The sequence below is a fragment of the Rossellomorea sp. NRS-1567 genome (genome assembly GCF_050467885.1).
In the GTDB taxonomy this organism is placed as follows: Bacteria; Bacillota; Bacilli; order Bacillales; family Bacillaceae_B; genus Rossellomorea; species Rossellomorea aquimaris_C.
On the sequence record NZ_JBITPL010000024.1, the window covers coordinates 155,957 to 173,421 of the forward strand.

General features: G+C 43.4%; 13 protein-coding genes, 1 pseudogene and 1 riboswitch. Of the genes and pseudogenes, 2 read left to right on the forward strand and 12 right to left on the reverse strand.

What is annotated here, in order from left to right; translation table 11 throughout:
• Positions 1 to 39: 39 nt before the first annotated feature.
• The 3 genes from ACIFOD_RS17200 to ACIFOD_RS17210 all read right to left on the reverse strand — a co-directional run bounded on the left by ACIFOD_RS17200 (position 40) and on the right by ACIFOD_RS17210 (position 5,780).
• Entirely contained in the window at positions 40 to 1,353 is a 1,314-nt protein-coding gene (locus tag ACIFOD_RS17200) for an ABC transporter substrate-binding protein (RefSeq protein WP_430315641.1), read from the reverse strand.
• Between the two features lie 103 nt (positions 1,354 to 1,456).
• The gene (locus tag ACIFOD_RS17205; protein WP_430315642.1) at positions 1,457 to 2,482 is read right to left on the reverse strand and encodes a LacI family DNA-binding transcriptional regulator; all 1,026 of its coding nucleotides are present in this window, start codon (positions 2,480 to 2,482) and stop codon (positions 1,457 to 1,459) included.
• Between the two features lie 145 nt (positions 2,483 to 2,627).
• A complete protein-coding gene (locus ACIFOD_RS17210; protein ID WP_430315643.1) occupies positions 2,628 to 5,780 on the reverse strand; it encodes an efflux RND transporter permease subunit in 3,153 nt (1,050 codons plus the stop codon).
• Between the two features lie 164 nt (positions 5,781 to 5,944).
• On the opposite strand from ACIFOD_RS17210, the gene ACIFOD_RS17215 reads away from it, so the two are divergent.
• Positions 5,945 to 6,799, forward strand: a complete 855-nt coding sequence (locus tag ACIFOD_RS17215; RefSeq protein ID WP_430315644.1) for a TetR/AcrR family transcriptional regulator — start codon at positions 5,945 to 5,947, stop codon at positions 6,797 to 6,799.
• A 54-nt stretch (positions 6,800 to 6,853) separates the two neighbouring features.
• Here ACIFOD_RS17215 and ACIFOD_RS17220 read toward each other — a convergent pair whose 3' ends face one another.
• On the reverse strand, positions 6,854 to 7,507 hold the full coding sequence (locus ACIFOD_RS17220; RefSeq protein WP_430315645.1) for an NAD-dependent epimerase/dehydratase family protein: 654 nt from the start codon (positions 7,505 to 7,507) through the stop codon (positions 6,854 to 6,856).
• Positions 7,508 to 7,597: 90 nt separating this feature from the next.
• Positions 7,598 to 7,681: riboswitch (cyclic di-GMP riboswitch) on the reverse strand.
• Positions 7,682 to 7,891: 210 nt separating this feature from the next.
• Here ACIFOD_RS17220 and ACIFOD_RS17225 point away from each other — a divergent pair.
• Positions 7,892 to 9,423, forward strand: a pseudogene (locus ACIFOD_RS17225) (BCCT family transporter).
• Positions 9,424 to 9,504: 81 nt separating this feature from the next.
• Here the strand turns inward: ACIFOD_RS17225 and ACIFOD_RS17230 are convergent.
• The 8 genes from ACIFOD_RS17230 to ACIFOD_RS17265 all read right to left on the reverse strand — a co-directional run bounded on the left by ACIFOD_RS17230 (position 9,505) and on the right by ACIFOD_RS17265 (position 17,444).
• Positions 9,505 to 9,729 carry a hypothetical protein gene (locus ACIFOD_RS17230; RefSeq protein WP_430315646.1) on the reverse strand — a complete coding sequence of 75 codons (225 nt, stop codon included), beginning with the start codon at positions 9,727 to 9,729 and terminating at the stop codon, positions 9,505 to 9,507.
• Positions 9,698 to 9,847, reverse strand: coding sequence for a hypothetical protein (locus ACIFOD_RS17235; RefSeq protein WP_397553025.1), 150 nt, complete (start codon positions 9,845 to 9,847; stop codon positions 9,698 to 9,700). The genes ACIFOD_RS17230 and ACIFOD_RS17235 overlap by 32 nt, the downstream gene beginning before the upstream one ends.
• Before the next feature lie 15 nt (positions 9,848 to 9,862).
• Positions 9,863 to 10,057, reverse strand: coding sequence for a hypothetical protein (locus ACIFOD_RS17240; RefSeq protein ID WP_397553026.1), 195 nt, complete (start codon positions 10,055 to 10,057; stop codon positions 9,863 to 9,865).
• Between the two features lie 112 nt (positions 10,058 to 10,169).
• Positions 10,170 to 12,134, reverse strand: a complete 1,965-nt coding sequence (locus ACIFOD_RS17245; RefSeq protein ID WP_430315647.1) for a hypothetical protein — start codon at positions 12,132 to 12,134, stop codon at positions 10,170 to 10,172.
• Positions 12,135 to 12,177: 43 nt separating this feature from the next.
• Positions 12,178 to 13,449 (reverse strand): ATP-grasp domain-containing protein, encoded by a 1,272-nt coding sequence (locus tag ACIFOD_RS17250; RefSeq protein ID WP_430315648.1) that lies wholly within the window; start codon positions 13,447 to 13,449, stop codon positions 12,178 to 12,180.
• 188 nt (positions 13,450 to 13,637) lie between these two features.
• Positions 13,638 to 14,357, reverse strand: coding sequence for a YebC/PmpR family DNA-binding transcriptional regulator (locus ACIFOD_RS17255; protein WP_430315649.1), 720 nt, complete (start codon positions 14,355 to 14,357; stop codon positions 13,638 to 13,640).
• Between the two features lie 142 nt (positions 14,358 to 14,499).
• Complete coding sequence (gene gntK / locus ACIFOD_RS17260) at positions 14,500 to 16,011, reverse strand: gluconokinase (RefSeq protein ID WP_430315766.1); 1,512 nt, start codon at positions 16,009 to 16,011, stop codon at positions 14,500 to 14,502.
• Positions 16,012 to 16,100: 89 nt separating this feature from the next.
• Complete coding sequence (locus tag ACIFOD_RS17265; protein WP_148967323.1) at positions 16,101 to 17,444, reverse strand: GntP family permease; 1,344 nt, start codon at positions 17,442 to 17,444, stop codon at positions 16,101 to 16,103.
• Positions 17,445 to 17,465 lie beyond the last annotated feature (21 nt).

The following is a 17,465-nucleotide window of genomic DNA, read 5'->3' on the forward strand; positions in this document are numbered from 1 at the left end:
GGCACGGTTCCATGCCACCTGCCCTGAATTTTTTTCTTGTTAATTTTTTGGTACTTTTATGTCGGGATATGCGTTTTGCACTTTTTTATAGAACTCTTTAATAGCATCGTCCTTGGATTTCTTTCCGTCCACATACTGTTGAACGGCATTTCCGTAGAACGTATCAATCTGTTGATCGTATTTCGTTACGATACCAGGCTCGATTTCTTTCGCCTGCTCAAGGAAGAATTGATAGTTGTTTTGACCGCCAAGGAATTCTTCGCTGAAGTCATCCTTAATTTTGTTTGTTACTGGCAGATAAGATAGAACATCTCCCGTTTCTTTTGCCCAATCCGTCAGGAACTCATCTTCCTGGGTCATCATTTTTACAAAGTCATAAGCAAGTTCTTTGTTCTCTGACTTTTCGTAGACACCTAACCATGTTCCACCCCAGAAGTACGGGCTTGGTCCACTTGTCACGGCCCAGTCACCGCCAGTTTCCTTTACATTCGTTTTCAGGACGCTGTGAAGTCCCCAAGTAGGAAGAACATAGGAGAATACTTGTGTTTCTTTCTCTTTGCCGTTTTCTTTCATTTTAATCGGCTTATCCATCGCTTCGAACCATGATGGAGACCACTCAGCTGCAAGAGCTGTATAGTTGTTCTCACGAAGTTTTTTTGCAGATTCCATGTATTCGATCTTTTCATCAGTCAACTGAAGCTCATTCTTGTCGTTCACCCATGGTTGTGGATTATCTCCTTGCGAGAACCAGCGGATAGAGCCCTCATCCGGGAACATGCTGTAGCCTTTTTCCTTCATCTTTTCAGCCACTTTGAAGACATTGTCCATTGAGTTCATCATGTTTCCTACCTCGGTTGGATCATCTGTACCAAGCACTTCTTTCGCGATGCTTCTTCTGTAGAAGATCCCGCCAGGAGTCGTCTGCCATGATAAAGCCCTTACATTTCCATCTTTATCTTTGCCCAAGTCGAATACGTAAGGTACGTATTTATCTTTTATTTCATCTACATTGTATGGTTTTTCCGATAAGTTTTCCCAGTAACCTGCGTCCACCCATTGCTTTAGGAACGCGATTTCACCAGTGAATACATCAGGTGCCCCTACTCCACTTTCTAATACAGGCTTTAATTTCGTCGGGTAATCGGCAATCGGGACAATCGTCAATTCCACTTTCACACCATTTTTCTCTTCAAACTTCGTGATCGGTTTCTTTAACTCATCCGTGAATGACCAAACCTTTAAATCTACATCTTTATCTTTTGAACTGCCCGATGACTTGGAATCTCCGGAGCAAGCTGACAACACCCCTGCCAGCAGTACAAACGTCATAAATATCCCTAAAAACTTTTTCATCATTATCCCCCTTTGTCCTTTTTCAATATAGTTTCGAAAGCGGTTTCGATTCATTTCTTTTAAAAATCCCGAAACCGGTTTCGGAATTACTAAAAAATAAAAATTAATTCTTTTTTTCTTTTTTTATAGATGTGCATGATTCTCTAATGATTAGTTCTACTGGAATGATTTCCGTTGTTATGAGCTTCTTTTTTTGGATCATTTGTTTAATTAGTAATTGTCCTGCACGAGCACCGATTCTATCCGTGTCTTGTCTGACTGTGGTAAGTTTCGGTGTAACATACGCCGACATTTCAATGTCATCATACCCGATGACTGAGATATCTTCCGGTATTTTTAATCCCTTTTCTTTTATGGCTTCCATCGCTCCAATGGCCATATGGTCACCTGCTACAAAGACAGCAGTCGGCAATACGTCAAGTGAGAGAAGAGATTCCATCGCCGCTCTACCTTCTTCAATGGAAAACAATCCACCATTCACAAGGTATTCTTGATAAATCGGAAGGTTTAAATCATTCATGGCCTTAGAAAACCCTTTAATCCTTTGTGCTCCTGCATCGACCTTTGGATCTCCTGAAATATGAGCGATTCTTGTATGGCCCAATGTATGAAGATAGTTTACTGCAAGCCTTCCCCCCTCAATATTATCGGAATAGACGACGCTGCAGTTCTGATTGCTCATATCAATCACGACAATCGGCAAATGATTGTTAATCATGTCTTGAACCTGCGGGTCATGAGGGTCTGAACATATCACGACGATCCCATCCACTGCACGGTACATAAAATGCTCTAAATAACTAGTATCCCGATTTCGCAGATTACGAGAAGCAAAGATTAAATCATACCCTTCCCGTTCCACATGCTTTCGAAAACTTTCAATAAGGGCGCTGAAGAAAGGATGCTTCATCCCGACCTCATTGTCCTCAGCGAACATTACACCGATCGTCCAGGATTTTTTTGTCGATAAGGACTGAGCGTGGGCATTTGGTAAATAACCCATTTCTGCTGCGGCATCGAGGATTTTTTGCTTCGTTTTTTGACTCACATCTGTGTAATTGTTAAGAGCTTTAGAAACTGTCGTACTGGAAAACCCAGTGCGTTTTGCTAAGTCATAGATTGTAACCATTGTTGTCTCCTCTTCATCGAAAGCGCTTTCGTTAATGTTATTATAGTCCAGACTTTAAATGGAATCAATACTATTTTTCAGAAAATTTATATATGGGGCATCTCAAAGAAAAAAGCAGCCCTACAATAGGACTGCTTTCATCAATTTACCCTTTTACTACCTTTCGCTTACGTCGACCAATCTTTCCTTTCATTTTCATCAGGATTTCATACACGATCGGCACAACGACAAGTGTTAATAGCGTCGAACTAGTAAGCCCTCCAATTACGGTCACACCCAGACCTTTCGAGATCAATCCGCTTCCTTCAAGACCTAATGCCAGCGGGAACAGGGCCCCGATTGTCGCAATGGCTGTCATAAGGATCGGACGAAGTCGGGTGGCACCGGCTTCGAGTAACGCTTCCCTTGTTGATAGACCTTCGTTTTCTTTATGAATTACCCGGTCAATCAGGACGATCGCGTTGGTTACAACGATACCAATCAGCATGAGGGCACCAATCATGGAAGAAATACTGATCGTTTCACCTGCGATCAATAGTCCAACCAATGCTCCGATGATCGTAAATGGCAGCGAGAACAGAATCGCAAACGGCGCAAGACCTCCGCCGAACGTGACCACGAGGATCAAGTACACAATGGCAATGGCTGCGAGCATCGCTAATCCTAACTGTGTGAAGGATTCCTGGATGTCTTCTGTTACTCCACCCATGTCTACGTTGATACCCGCTGGCAAATCAAGCTCTTCGATTTCTTTTTGAATGTCTTGCGAAGCTTTTGATACATCATCCGATTTTAATTCTCCGCTCACTTGAGCAAATACTTTTCCGTCCCTTCTGGAAACGGTATCAGATGTCTTACCTTCTTGAACTTCAACGACGTCTTTAATCGGAACTTCCATCCCAAGTGGTGATTGAATCGTTTTATCCGTCAAGTCGTTGATGCTTTCGTACTCTTCTTTCTCAACGTCTAAATAGACATTTACCTCTTCTCCATCCTTTTCGATGGTGGTGAGGACTGGACGCTGACGTGTCTGACCAAGTTCCATGGCGATTTGACCCGCTGTCAGGCCAAATTCACTCAGTTTTTCCTGATCTGCGATGAACGAATACTCATCGTACGATTCAGAGATACTTGATCCTACTTTTTTGAAATCTTTTTTATCTTCCATCATAGCTTGAATATCGCTTACGACAGGTTCGATTTCCTTCAGGGTTTCACCGTACACGTACACGACAATTTCATTGCTGCCGGCACTTGCGGAGAAGTCTTGTGAAGCCCATTCCCCTTTATCTGTTGTTTCTTGCAGTTCTTTAATGACTTGTTCTTTTTCTTCAGAAAAATTCTCTGTATCTTCGCTATATTGAACATAGAATATTGCGTTGTTTGAGCTTCCCGGACTCATTGGATTCTCTCCACCAACCGAGTACTGAATCGTCTCAGCCCCAATACGTTCTTGGAAATACTCTTCTGCATCTTGAGCGATTGTATTTACATCTTCTTCTGTTTGACCAGGTTCCGGTTTATACGTTGCCATGATCATCTTTTCTTCATCTGATGGAAGGAAACTTACTCCTATCAGCGGAACCAGGAACAAGCTTCCAACCAGCATCGCGACAGCCAGGATGGACGTGATGATTTTATGGTTCAGCGTCCAATTTAATACGCCCTTGTACCACTGCGCTAAGCGGCTTTGCTTTTCCACATGCTTCTTCCCGACACCTTTTTTAAACATCGAGTGAGCAAGCATCGGAACAATCGTTACTGCCACAAGAAGTGAAGCCAATAGGGCAAACACGATGGTCAATGCGAATGGAAGGAATAATTCCCCGATCATTCCTTGAACCAATCCTAATGGAAGGAACACAGCGATCGTTACAATCGTGGAAGACGCGATTGGAACGAACATTTCCTTCGTTGCTTCCCGGATCAATTCTTTCCCTTTCAACATCTCACCTTTAAGGGACATCCGTCGGTAGATGTTCTCCACTACTACGATGGAGTCATCAATGACCCGTCCAATGGCTACAGTCATGGCCCCAAGCGTCATGATATTTAACGTGATATCCATCTGTTTTAAAAGTAAAATCGCGATTAATAGCGATAGGGGAATCGATACGACGGAGATTAGCGTCGATTTAATATCCCGTAAGAATAGCAGGATGATGATGACCGCAAATATGGCACCAAATAATGCCTTATTCAGCATGGTACTGACTGATTCCTCAATCGGTTCGCCTTGGTCAAAGGTAGAGATGATTTCAACCCCATCCAGGTCTTTTTCAAAAGCTTTCACTTCTTCTTTTACCGCGTTTACTACGTCTACCGTATTGGCATCTGCTGTTTTCACGACTTGAAGTCCGATGGATTCCTTCCCATTGGTTCTTGAAATCGATTCGGCTTTCCCTTTTAGCTGGATATCAGCAATGTCTGATAGTTGTACGGTCGGGATTTTCATCCCGGCAGGTGCTTCACCGGCAGGCTCAGGCTGAGCTTGAGGAGTTTGTCCCCCGGGTGTTTGCGTTTGCCCTTGTGGAGCTTCCATGGACCCAGCTGAAGGCATCACAGGAATCTTCATCTCTTTCAAATCTTCGATCGTTGTAATATTTCCATCAACCATCACAGATTTTTGACTGTCTTTAAACGTGTAAAGTCCTAATGGTGCTGTCACATTAGAACCTTTGATCATATTCTGGACCGTTTCTTCGGTTAAGCCGTATTGAACAAGCTTTTCCTGATCAAAAACGACTTGTGCTTCTTGAACTTGTTGACCTGAAACTTGAACAGATGCTACCCCATCCACTCCTTCTAACTGTGGTACGATTGTTTCTTCTACAGTCGAAGTTAATTGAGCAAGAGATTGGTCCTCATTTGCTACACTGAGTGCGATGATCGGGAAAGCGTTAAAGCTTAATCTTGATACCTCCGGCTCATTCACCCCTTCTGGAAAAGGGAGATCCGAAAGAGCATCTTCCACTTCAGTCTTTGCTTCGTCCATATCTTTCGAAAACTTGTATTCTATCTGAACGGCTGAAGCATTTTGATAAGACGTGGAGCTGACAACATTTACCCCATTTAAATTCTTCAAACGTTTTTCGATTGGTTCAGAAACCTTTTCGGCTACATCTTCAGGAGTGGCTCCCGGATACACCGTCGTAACACTTACAATCGGGGTATTAATGTTTGGTAAGGTTTCGAGTTTCATATTAAATCCTGAATATAAGCCTGCAATAATGACGATGATGGTCATTAACCATACGGCAAACTTATTCTTGAGTACGAAATTAATAATACTATTCACTCTTTATTCGTCCCTTCTATCATTTTTCTGACCGACTAGTCATAACACAATCTAATATAACTGACCGTACAGTCATAAGTCAATATACTTATAAAAGAAAAGGTTTATTTTTTGTGACCAATCGGTCATAATGAAGGTAAGGAGTTTATCAAGGAGAGGAAAGCATGAAGGAAAAAGAGAAATTAATTATTGAAACATCGATCAAGCTGTTTGCCACAAAAGGATTTAACGCCACCTCGGTGCAAGAAATCGTGAACGAGTGTGAGATATCAAAAGGTGCATTCTATTTGTATTTCAAATCAAAGGAAGCCCTTCTGTTAGCCATCATGAATTACTATTTTAAAATGATCACGGCTAAAGTAAATGAGATTGAAGACGAGGATTTGCCTCCTTATGAAAAATTCCAAAAGCAATTAGAGTGTCAGTTTATTGAAATCTGTAAACATAAAGAGTTCATCATCATGCAGATCAGAGAGAATGCCATGCCGTTTAACGATGAAATCCATGATCTCCTCAGTGAGATGAAAATGGACACCCATCGCTATTATAAAAGAAGATTATATGGGATATACGGAAAGAAAATCGAGCCCTACTTCTGGGATATCACCATGATGATTCAAGGTTTTTTCCATTCTTATTTAGAATTGGTGATGCTTGATAAAATCGAATTGGATTTTGCCTATTTATCCCGATTCATTTTGAAACGTACGGATGATTTGGTGGAAGGTCTACTAAAAAGCGGGGATCAGCCTGTCCTTTCCTTTGAAAAAGTGGAGGATCTGGTAAAGGATTTCACTTTATCTAACAGGATCAATGAGTCTACACTTGTTCATATGATCGAGGATGCACGTGAAGTAGCAGAGGACGAAAACACCAAAATTTCGTTGGAAGTCATTCAAGAGGAAATTCAAAAGGATGGAACCCGGCCGGTCGTCATCAAAGGAATGATTGTGAATCTTGAAGAGGACCTGTCACTGAAGCATCTCGTGAATGCCTTGAGACATTTTTATGCATTCTGACCGCGAAAGACCCGCTTAGTTCAAGTGCGGGTCTTTTGTTTTGCTGATGTTATTCTACAGCTGCTGAATTTGATCCGATTCATGGAAGGTTACTTTTTCACCGTCAGGGCAATTGGCGGCACGGTACATTCCATAAGCCACCTGACGTCCCGAAATGCTTCTGTATTTTTTCAGCCTGCCTACCATTACCGGGCGGATGGCTCTGGAGAAGAGTTCTCCCGCTTTTTCCCCAAGGCGGAATTCATCTCTTTCCCCTAAAAGAAGGGATGGCCTGAAAATGTGCAGGGCGGGATAATACAGGGCTATTAAGTCTTCCTCGAGCTCCCCTTTCACCTTACTATAAAAGAACGGTGAAGCGGAACTCGCCCCAATAGCTGATATGACCATATATTGTTTGGCTCCATGGTCTTTACCGAGCCTTCCTAGTTGAACGGGGTACTCGTAATCTACCTCTCTAAACGCTTCCTTCGTCTGCGCTTTCTTGATGGTCGTTCCAAGACAACAAAATACATCATCGATTTCCTCGTGTGGCAGGAGCTTCATCTGATCGAATGGGATGATTCGTTCATCCAACTTCTCATGCTTCACCCCGCTGCTTCTTCTCACGAACGAAATCACTTTTTTATACTCGGGACTCTTGATCAGTATTTCAATCAGGTGTGAACCAACCAAACCTGTGGATCCTGCAACTAGGGCAACCTTTGTCATCTGCATTCCCTCTCTCTTTTTAGTGACATGTTTATTTCAATAACCTATTCCAGCCTTTGTAGTGGTGAACAGAAATACCTGTCGGATGCGGCTGGCAGCTTGGCGACCATTCCAAAGAGTGGCAGGCCCATCACTTTGTTTCCTTGTCTTTCAACAAGTTTGCCTTTTTCAGTTTGTTTTATTCTTCCTTTTAAGTATAGAGTTTTTTCCTTTATTGAAAAGATGAAATTTCCGAAAAAGGATAACTTACCTTTATATGTGAAACCCTAACATAAATTGTCTATGCTCAATTTCATTCTTTTTCTTTACAACTCTTTTCTACCTGTGAGATAGTAGGAGCTTGTGTTTTTTCATAGGAAAAAAATAAAGGAGCATTTGTCTTATATGTCTACTAAAAATCATTACACATCCAAAATTGATTGGCCCGTATTTGCCATCAGTGGAGGATTATTAATCGCTTTCGTTATCGCAGCTTTTCTAAGTCTAGACAGCGTAACCGCATTTGTGAATGGAGGCTTCGCCTGGTCTTCGAAATACTTTGGTGCTTTCTGGCAGGTGTTAATGCTACTGCATTTTCTTGTGGCACTTTACATTGCATTCTCTAAATATGGGAATGTACGGTTAGGGTTTATGGAAAAACCGGAGATTGGAACGTATAAATGGTTATCGATCATAATGGCAACCTTACTTGCAGGGGGCGGCGTGTTCTGGGCAGCTGCTGAGCCAATGTATCACTTTATGACGGTTCCTCCAATGCATGAAGGAATCACTGCTAAAACCCAGGAAGCAATCATGCCTGCCTTGGCACAAAGTTATATGCACTGGGGCTTTCTCGCTTGGGCAATCTTAGGAACTTTGAGTGCCGTCGTTATGATGTACGGCCATTACCATAGAGGGATGCCACTGAAACCGCGAACTCTGCTATATCCCATATTCGGCGAAAAGCTTAAAACGAGCATCCTTGGAACGTTCATTGATGCATTTGCCATTATTGCTGTAGCGGCTGGTACAATCGGACCGATTGGATTCCTCGGTTTACAGGCTAGTTACGGTCTGTCTACTCTTTTCGGCATACTGACCAGTTCTCCACGCAGCTTGCCATCATTATCTGTTTAGTGATTGTCTCCACCGTGTCAGCTGCGACAGGAATTCATAAAGGTATACAAATCCTGAGTAATTTTAATGTACGCTTGGCCTTCGGATTGATTCTATTCGTCTTACTATTCGGTCCCGGAGGATTCATTATCGATTCCTTCGTCTCCTCATTCGGGTACTATGTGGATCACTTTATTCAGATCAGTACATTCCGGTCGGATACAAGTTGGTTGGGGAGCTGGACCGTGTTTTTCTGGGGATGGTTCATTGGGTATGGACCTATGATGGCTATTCTTGTAAGCCGTATTTCACGCGGCAGAACAATCCGTCAAATTATTCTGGCCATTGCGATCATCGCTCCCATTGTCACCACCTTCTGGTTTACCGTTGTAGGTGGCTCAGGTATATTCTATGAATTGCAAAATCCAGGGAGTGTCTCACAGGAATTAATGAGTGGAGGTATGCCTGCTGCAATGATCGCCATCACAAACCAACTGCCAGTCGCAGGGATTATTTCACCACTATTTCTATTGCTAACGATCATTTTTGTCATCACAACAGGAGATTCAATGTCCTATACAATTGCGATGGCCGTTTCCGGAGAAGGAGATCCCAAGGTTTCCTTACGTGTATTCTGGGCAATTTTGATGGGCTTCATCGCAGCAATCCTTCTTTATATAGGTGATGGGAGTGTTACAGCACTCCAGAACTTTATCGTAGTAACCGCTGTTCCCGTCTCACTTCTTTTATTACCAATGCTATGGCTCGCACCAAAAGTATCAAAAGAGTTGTTGATCGAACAGTCACGTCAAACAAAATAATATTAAAAGCGCCAATCCACTTTATGATTGGCGCTTCTTATTTTACTAACGATTCACACTTCAAACACGATGGATTACTTCCTACAACTCTTCATCCTCAAAAAATTGCTGTAATTTCTCATCTTGTTCAGGGTCTGCATTTTCAGACGCATATGGATTATCCTTGACTCCTGCCGTATCCATATTTGTTTTGATGGCGAGAAACGGTCCTTTCGGTTCCTCTGCTATGACTCGGTCGTTTAACTGTTTGAAATCCGGCAGGTCTTTATTCACTTTATCTTCTTCCTTCAATTGTTTCACCACCATTCTTATAAGCGATTAGAATAATATCCTCGTTCGTTTGCTGACGAAGTTCACTCTCCATATTCTGCACTTGATTCAACGTATCTTCTGATAGGTTGGCCACCTGAAACTCTTTATTCATCCTATTCTTCACCTCTTAACTATTTTCGTTTGCTTGTCCGATTTCTTTTTCGGCAATGAACCCGTTCCCTTCTTCTATTGCATGATGTTCCTCTACTGACTCTCCAGGAACATACACTTGACTGGGGTTGCGAACCTCATTGTTCAGTGTAAACTCAGGATTAAGCGGTGTATCCATACGTAGATCTTCAGGTTTCTTATGATCTCTCATTATTCCACCTCCAATATTTAGTATGGCTACTGATAAAAAAAATCATCCACATTTCATGTGGAACAAAAAAAAGCGTTAAGCAACTTATGCTGCTTAACGCCCCGATTCATCTTCAAACCCACGTATAATCCCTTCCCCAGCTATCCCGGGCAAGATCTTTGATTTCATCGACAATCTCATTTTCCACAGCAAAAGCATCCCCCTGTTCATAAGGGTTGTAGTGGAAAGCGTAAAGCCTGGAAACAAACTCGTGAAACGGAAGAGAGCATTCTCCTTCCAGTTCCCCATTTTCCATGACAGAAGGTTCGATACCCTGACCCCAGTTCTGGGAGCCGTCGTTATTCGGATTATAGAAATAGATCCGATATTCTCCCTTGGGATCTTGGGTGATTCTCAGAATCGAAACGGCATGGAAACCAAGAAGCTTTCCATGAACATTTGTGATGAAGATCCCGACCGGATTCGGATAGATCAACCCGTAGTCATCATTGTATTCCGGGTGGTGAGTGGCATAGAACAGGCGAACGAATCCCGGATAGTCAGAAATGAGGCCTGTTAATGAATCAATGACAGTGCTAAACCCTTTTTGAACCCAATCTCCATAAAATTCCGGATTCACCCAGCGGTGTCCATCTTCCCCTCTAAGCGATACACGCCTCATCATCTCACTGTAAATACGGTCAAGATGAGGAACGAGAACAAGTGACACAGGATCAAGCTCTTGATGAAGCTCAGGCGCCAGCCCTCCACTTAATTCTTTCGAATGGACCGGTGTACCTTCAAACATAATATCGATATCTCCGTCCCTCGCTGCCCTTGGAATCAGTTCGAGTAAGTACCCCGGAGCATGCTGTGCCCAAAGGCTGATACCCCGCGCTGTTTGACAGGTCGGATTTAAGCCTTGGCCAATTCCGATAGGTTGACCGAGGACATTGATGACACCGGCAAGAAGGACAGAATTCGCTGTAATTCCGTCTCCTGTTTTACACGAATTAAGGAGCGTCTTCCGTACTTCCGGTCGAATATCAAGCTCAATCAGCCTTTTCAATCCCGGTGATACTGGAGATGATGATAATACACCCCGTTCAAGCATAAGAGCGAGTCCATAAACCGATTGCTTTGTTGCTGGATAGATGGCCACTTTTATGAGCTGAAAGACGAGTTCCTTATGTTCATCCAAGTTTGCCTTTCCTTTGTCATTTAACTGAAGGGCAGCCGGAACAAGCTCTTGAACCTTTCTGCTTAGGAATCTTAGTAAAATCGCATGCTGGGGAGCAACAAGCCCCGTTTCACGCATGGACCCCGCAAAGGCAACAGCCTCCTTCTCCAGTTCTTCCTTAGACAAATCCATAAGCTTCTTACGGTATTCGCCCGGCTGGGAAATGCTCTTGCTTAAGAGGGACGGACCTTCGATAGCAGACACGTACTTTTCCAAAACAAGTCGTTCCGCTACGCTTAAGTCTGAATGAAGCATCTTTTTCGCTGTTTCAATCATCGACACTGTCCGCTTCACCATGATTGGACGTTGTGCGGTCAACCGTTCAATTTCTTTAATCAGTGTAGTCGTAAGTGCTTGATAGGAAAGCTTATCGGATAGAAATCGAAATAACTCCGTTGCTCTTTCACTCTGCTCTCCACCTTCAATCCGTGCTGCTTCTGTCGCTTCAGGGAAAAGCAGGTTCAGATTCAGAACCATTACTTCATTGAGGAAATCCTCAGCCATTTCAGTCGAAACATCGGGATGTTCATATTGACCTTCTGCAATGGATAGCATTCTTAACTCACTGAGAATTTCAATGATCGAAGGAAGCCCCTTCGCTTGAAGTGACCCGGCCACAAGTGGTGGTTGGAGCTTGGACGCCTTTTCCCATGGACCGTCCTGGAAGACCCCGGCCATTTCAAAGCGACTTGCGCTTCGATATAGAATCTCCAATCCTTCATCCGTATCCAACAATCTTTGCGCTTCCTGATAGACGTCAGTTTGATACATTGATTTCGCAAATGAAGCTGCGCTCTCCAGATCATTAAGCGCTTGCAGAAATCGATCTTCCAGCTTAGACGTTAATTCAAATGCCATTTCAAAACTCCTTTATCGATCAAAATACCAGTGGATGAGAGAATTAGATATAGAAGTTAAACTGTTCGTATTCCTTTAATAGACCCCTCATGATTTCACTGTCTTCCCCATAGAAGAAGATCGTTCCGTAATGATTACCGAAGCCGATTCGCTGAGCTACTTTCCCTTGAGCCGGACTGAACATATCATGTTTTTCAAAATAGGCATGGTTCTCCAGTTCATCGGGCACCTCCAGTTTCTCCACATAATTAACATGCGGATGGACCATTAAACAACCTGCATGGGCTTTTGCCTTTTCACCTGTAGAAGGGAAAAACTCTCTAAGCTCTTCTTCTGTTGTATTGGGATCACTACAAAGGATTTGCGCTTGATATGCATTAAATCCATAAGCCCGTTCTATCAAATCAAAGATATGTCCGCCAGGGACTCTGGCTGCGACTTCACCGAAATGAAGAGTACCATCGGACGTAATGAAATATTCCGGATGAATAACACCGTATTCAATCTCAAACGCATCAATGAGCTGTTGAATCGCCTCACGGATGACCGGACGCTTTTCTTCAAGGGTTGGAGATGCCGGTACGAAATTAGAGTAGCCTAATCGCACATACTCCGTTATATTTAAAAATTGGATCTTTCCATTATGAATAAACGCTTCACACGAGAATTCCTGTCCGTCTAAATGACTTTCCATCAGAAGGGGAAACTCCGACTCGGTGAGAGCATCGATATCTTCCGGATTCTCAATGGCACGGTGTCCGACAGACCCTGCTTTATCAAGAGGTTTTACGTGAATGGGGTCGTTCTTATCTCCTTCGACTTTCAGAAGGGCTTCATTCACACGTTTCAAGAAGCGTCTTACATCTTCCTTATCCCGTGCTTCTTCAAATACACCTACTTTGATTCCGGCAATTTGCGCTTTACGCTTCATCATCCCTTTATCTCTTAATAGAAGAGAACGGTTGAAGACGCGCGGTTCGTTACGGAAACGGGAGTTTAATGCCCCGGACCACTCCACACACTCTTCATACAAAGGAACAGCCACTTCTGCACCCATTGCCTTCAGCTGCTTATAAAGATGATCTGAACCTTCATTTAACCGATCGAAGTCCCAGCCGATAAAGGCAATATCATGTTTTTCTGCATAGCCCTCAAAATCAGGCGGGCCAACTACGACGAACGGCCTATTTAGCTTCGTACACGCTTCGATTGCCGGCAGACTCCAACCGATCAATGCTGTTAGATAGGGTTTGGTTTTTTCCTTTCGATCCACATTCTGTTCTGCCTGCTGTAATTCAAGTTGATCTAGTCCCATATTTTCCTCTCCCTTGTCACGTATTTATTCAGATTCCTCTTTAGCATAACAAAGCAGATAGGGAGAATGAAGTATTTTGCTGAATTTTCAATCTATTCGACAAATAAAGTGGTAAAGCGACATAATCAGCGGAGATGCTCGAATAAAAAAACCCCTGATGCGCTCAGCATCAGAGGTCTTTCATTCTATCATTCACCTAAATCAACATTATGATATACTTGCTGAACATCTTCCAAATCTTCAATCGCATCAATCATTTTTTCGAATTGAGCTTGACCGTCTTCTGGAAGTTCGACATCATTCTGTGCAAGCATTGTCAGTTCCGCTACTGTAAACTCAGTGATACCGGCACCTTTAAACGCTTCTTGAACCGCATGGAATTGATCTGGTTCAGCGTAAACGATCACAGAATCATCTTCTTCGATAATATCACGTGCGTCCACATCCGCTTCCATCAGGATCTCCATTACTTCTTCTTCTGATTTCCCTTCAATACCGATAACGGCTGTGGCATCGAACATATACGCAACAGATCCACTCACACCCATATTACCGCCATTTTTGCCGAAAGCAGCACGCACTTCGGATGCAGTTCGGTTTACATTGTTCGTCAGGGCATCAACAATGACCATGGACCCATTCGGTCCGAAGCCTTCATAGCGAAGTTCGTCATAGTTTTCTTCTGAACCACCCTTTGCCTTTTCAATGGCACGGTCGACGATGTGTTTCGGAACACTGTATGTTTTCGCACGCTCAAGAACAAATTTCAGCGTTTGGTTCAGTTCTGGATCCGGCTCGCCTTGCTTTGCCGCAACATAGATCTCGCGTCCGAACTTCGCATAAATACGACTCGTATTCGCATCCTTAGACGCTTTCTTTTCTTTAATATTATTCCATTTACGTCCCATATTGTTTCACTCTCTTTCACATTTATCTATAGATACTTCCAATCTTAAAAGGTATTTTCGTTTCTATTATACATGAAAACAACTATTTTTGGCTAAGTAGATTCCTTGCCACTCTTACCTAAAGAAAGCCGACTCAGATGAGTCAGCTTCCTTCCTGGTATGCACTTATCGCTTCATATTCCTCTTCCAACAAACGTGGAACGCGAATAAAGATAGGCATCAGCTTCGTATAAGCTTCCGTTGCTTTCGGATCTGGTTGATGGGAATGTACAGAACCGACCATTTCACTCACTTCTTCCAGTGATTCAATCATCCCGTTACCGTACATCCCAAGGACAACCGCTCCAAGACATGAGCTTTCGAAGCTTTCCGGCACTTCCACTTCCTGATCAAATACATCAGCGAGCATTTGACGCCAAATTTCCGAGCGAGCAAATCCACCCGTTGCCTGGACCCTTTTCGGTGTTCCGATTAATTCTTCCAGCGCCAGAAGAACGCTGTATAAATTCATGACAATTCCTTCTAACACCGCACGGATCATATGCTCTTTTTTGTGATGCATGCCGAGTCCAAAGAATGAACCACGGGCTTTCGCGTTCCAAAGAGGGGCCCGTTCGCCTGCCATATATGGATGGAAGAGCAATCCTTCCGAGCCCGGTTCTACTTTAGATGCAATATCCGTAAGTACTTCGTAAGGATCTTTTCCTAACCGGCTCGCCACTTCAACCTCTGCAGAAGCCAGTTCGTCCCGCACCCAACGAAAGATCATGCCACCGTTATTGACAGGCCCGCCAATCACCCAATGATTATCCGTCAAGGCATAACAGAAAATGCGGCCTTTCGGATCGGTTACCGGACGGTCCGTTACAGCACGTATCGCACCACTCGTTCCGATCGTAACGGCTACGACACCCGGTTCGATGGCATTGACGCCAAGATTCGATAGGACTCCGTCACTTGCTCCGACGACAAACGGTGTGTCGGCTGATAAGCCCATCATGTCCGTGTACTCAGATTTCAATCCAACTAAGCTTTCAGTCGTTGAGACAGGAACCGAAAGTTGATCCTTGGTGACACCTGCCACCTTCAACGCTTCTTCATCCCAAGCCAGGTTTTCCAGATGGAACATACCTGTTGCAGATGCGATGGAGTAATCTACGACATATTTTCCGAAGAAGCGATGGAACACAAATTCTTTTATGGAAATGAACTTAGCTGCCTTGGAAAATAATTCTGGTTCTTCATGCTGCAGCCATGCAAGCTTTACAAGCGGGGACATCGGGTGAATAGGAGTCCCTGTTCTACGATAAATCTCCAAACCATTCATTTCTTTTTTTATCTTATCCGCCCATTCGGCACTTCGGTTATCAGCCCAAGTAATGGAAGGAGTCAGAGGCTGGTCCTTCTTATCCACCAGGATCAAGCTGTGCATAGCAGAGCTGAACGACACAAACGAGATTTTCTCACTTGTATTCGAGGTCACTTCCTTTATACAACTGATGACTGCACGGAAGATTTCTTCGGGATCCTGTTCAGCGGTTCCCGGTGCTGGTGTATGTAATGGATATTCGACCCCGTGACGATCAATCGCTTCTCCCTTTTCATTAAAAAGTACTGCTTTTGTACTGGTTGTCCCGATATCGACACCAATCATGAATTCTGACATCTTCGTTCCTCCTAAATAAATAGAGAAAAGGAAGAAGCGACACGGCTCTTCCCTCTTCCACTATATTCTATCCTATTTTAACCAATGAATATCCCTATAATGAATACTACGGTAAACCCTACAAACCCGATGAGCGTTTCCATCATCGTCCATGATTTTAACGTATCTTTCACATCTAATCCAAAATAACGGTTCACTAGCCAGAATCCGCTGTCATTCACATGAGAGAAGACAGTTGCTCCTGCTGCAATGGAAATGACCATTAAACCAAGGACCGGCCCTTCTAAACCAAGAGTGGAAATTAATGGACTCATTAATCCCGCTGCCGTGACCATGGATACTGTCGCTGAACCTTGTGCCACACGAACGACCATGGCAATTAAGAAAGCAAGGGCAATCGGAGGCAAGCTTGATCCTGCCATCATTTCACCAAGTACTTCACCGACACCTGAGTCGATCAGAACTTGCTTGAACACTCCACCGGCACCTGTAACAAGGATGATGATCCCAGCCGGTTCAAGTGCTTTCGTCGCAATATCCTGAACGTCCTGACGGGAATATCCACGTCTCGTTCCTAATAATGTAAACGTCAGTAGAGTCGCAATTGTTAACGCTACGAACGGATGACCAAGGAACGTTAAGATTGAACGAATTGTATTTCCTTCATCTAAAAGAACACCCGAAAGCGTATTTAATAAAATCAGCACTAAAGGAATAGAGATAAGTGACGCAATCATTGCAAAGCTCGGAAGCTCTTTATCGTACTCGATCTCTTCCACTTGCATATAATCCGGAACCACTGCATGAATTCGTTTCGAAATGAATTTTGCAAAAAGTGGACCGGCGATGATCATGGATGGAATACCGGCAAGAGTACCGAATAAGATAACCCAGCCAAGATCCGCTCCAATTAAATCAGCAACAGCAATCGGTCCCGGAGTGGGCGGGATGAAGCTGTGTGTTACAGCAAGACCTGCAAGTAAAGGAATCCCATAGTATAATAGAGACTTTCCAGTTTTCTTTGCCAATCCATATACAATCGGTACAAGAATGATGAATCCTACATCGAAGAATACCGGAATGGCTACTAAGAAACCTGTAATACCTAACGACCACTGCGCTTTATCTTCACCAAATTTATTAATCAGGGTTTGAGCCAATCGTTCCGCTCCGCCTGAAACCTCAAGCATACGACCGAACATTGCACCTAAACCAACAACGACCGCGACAAACCCGAGGGTCCCGCCCATTCCGCTTTGAATGGAAGCGACAACTTCCTGAAGAGGCATCCCTGCGGCGATCCCTACAATTAAACTTACTAATAATAGGGCAACAAAAGCATGAAGCTTCGTTTTAATAACTAAAAATAATAGAAGAAAAATTCCGGCTAACGCAACTAAAATAAGCATTTGATCAGACATCTCTATCCCTACCTTTCTTTT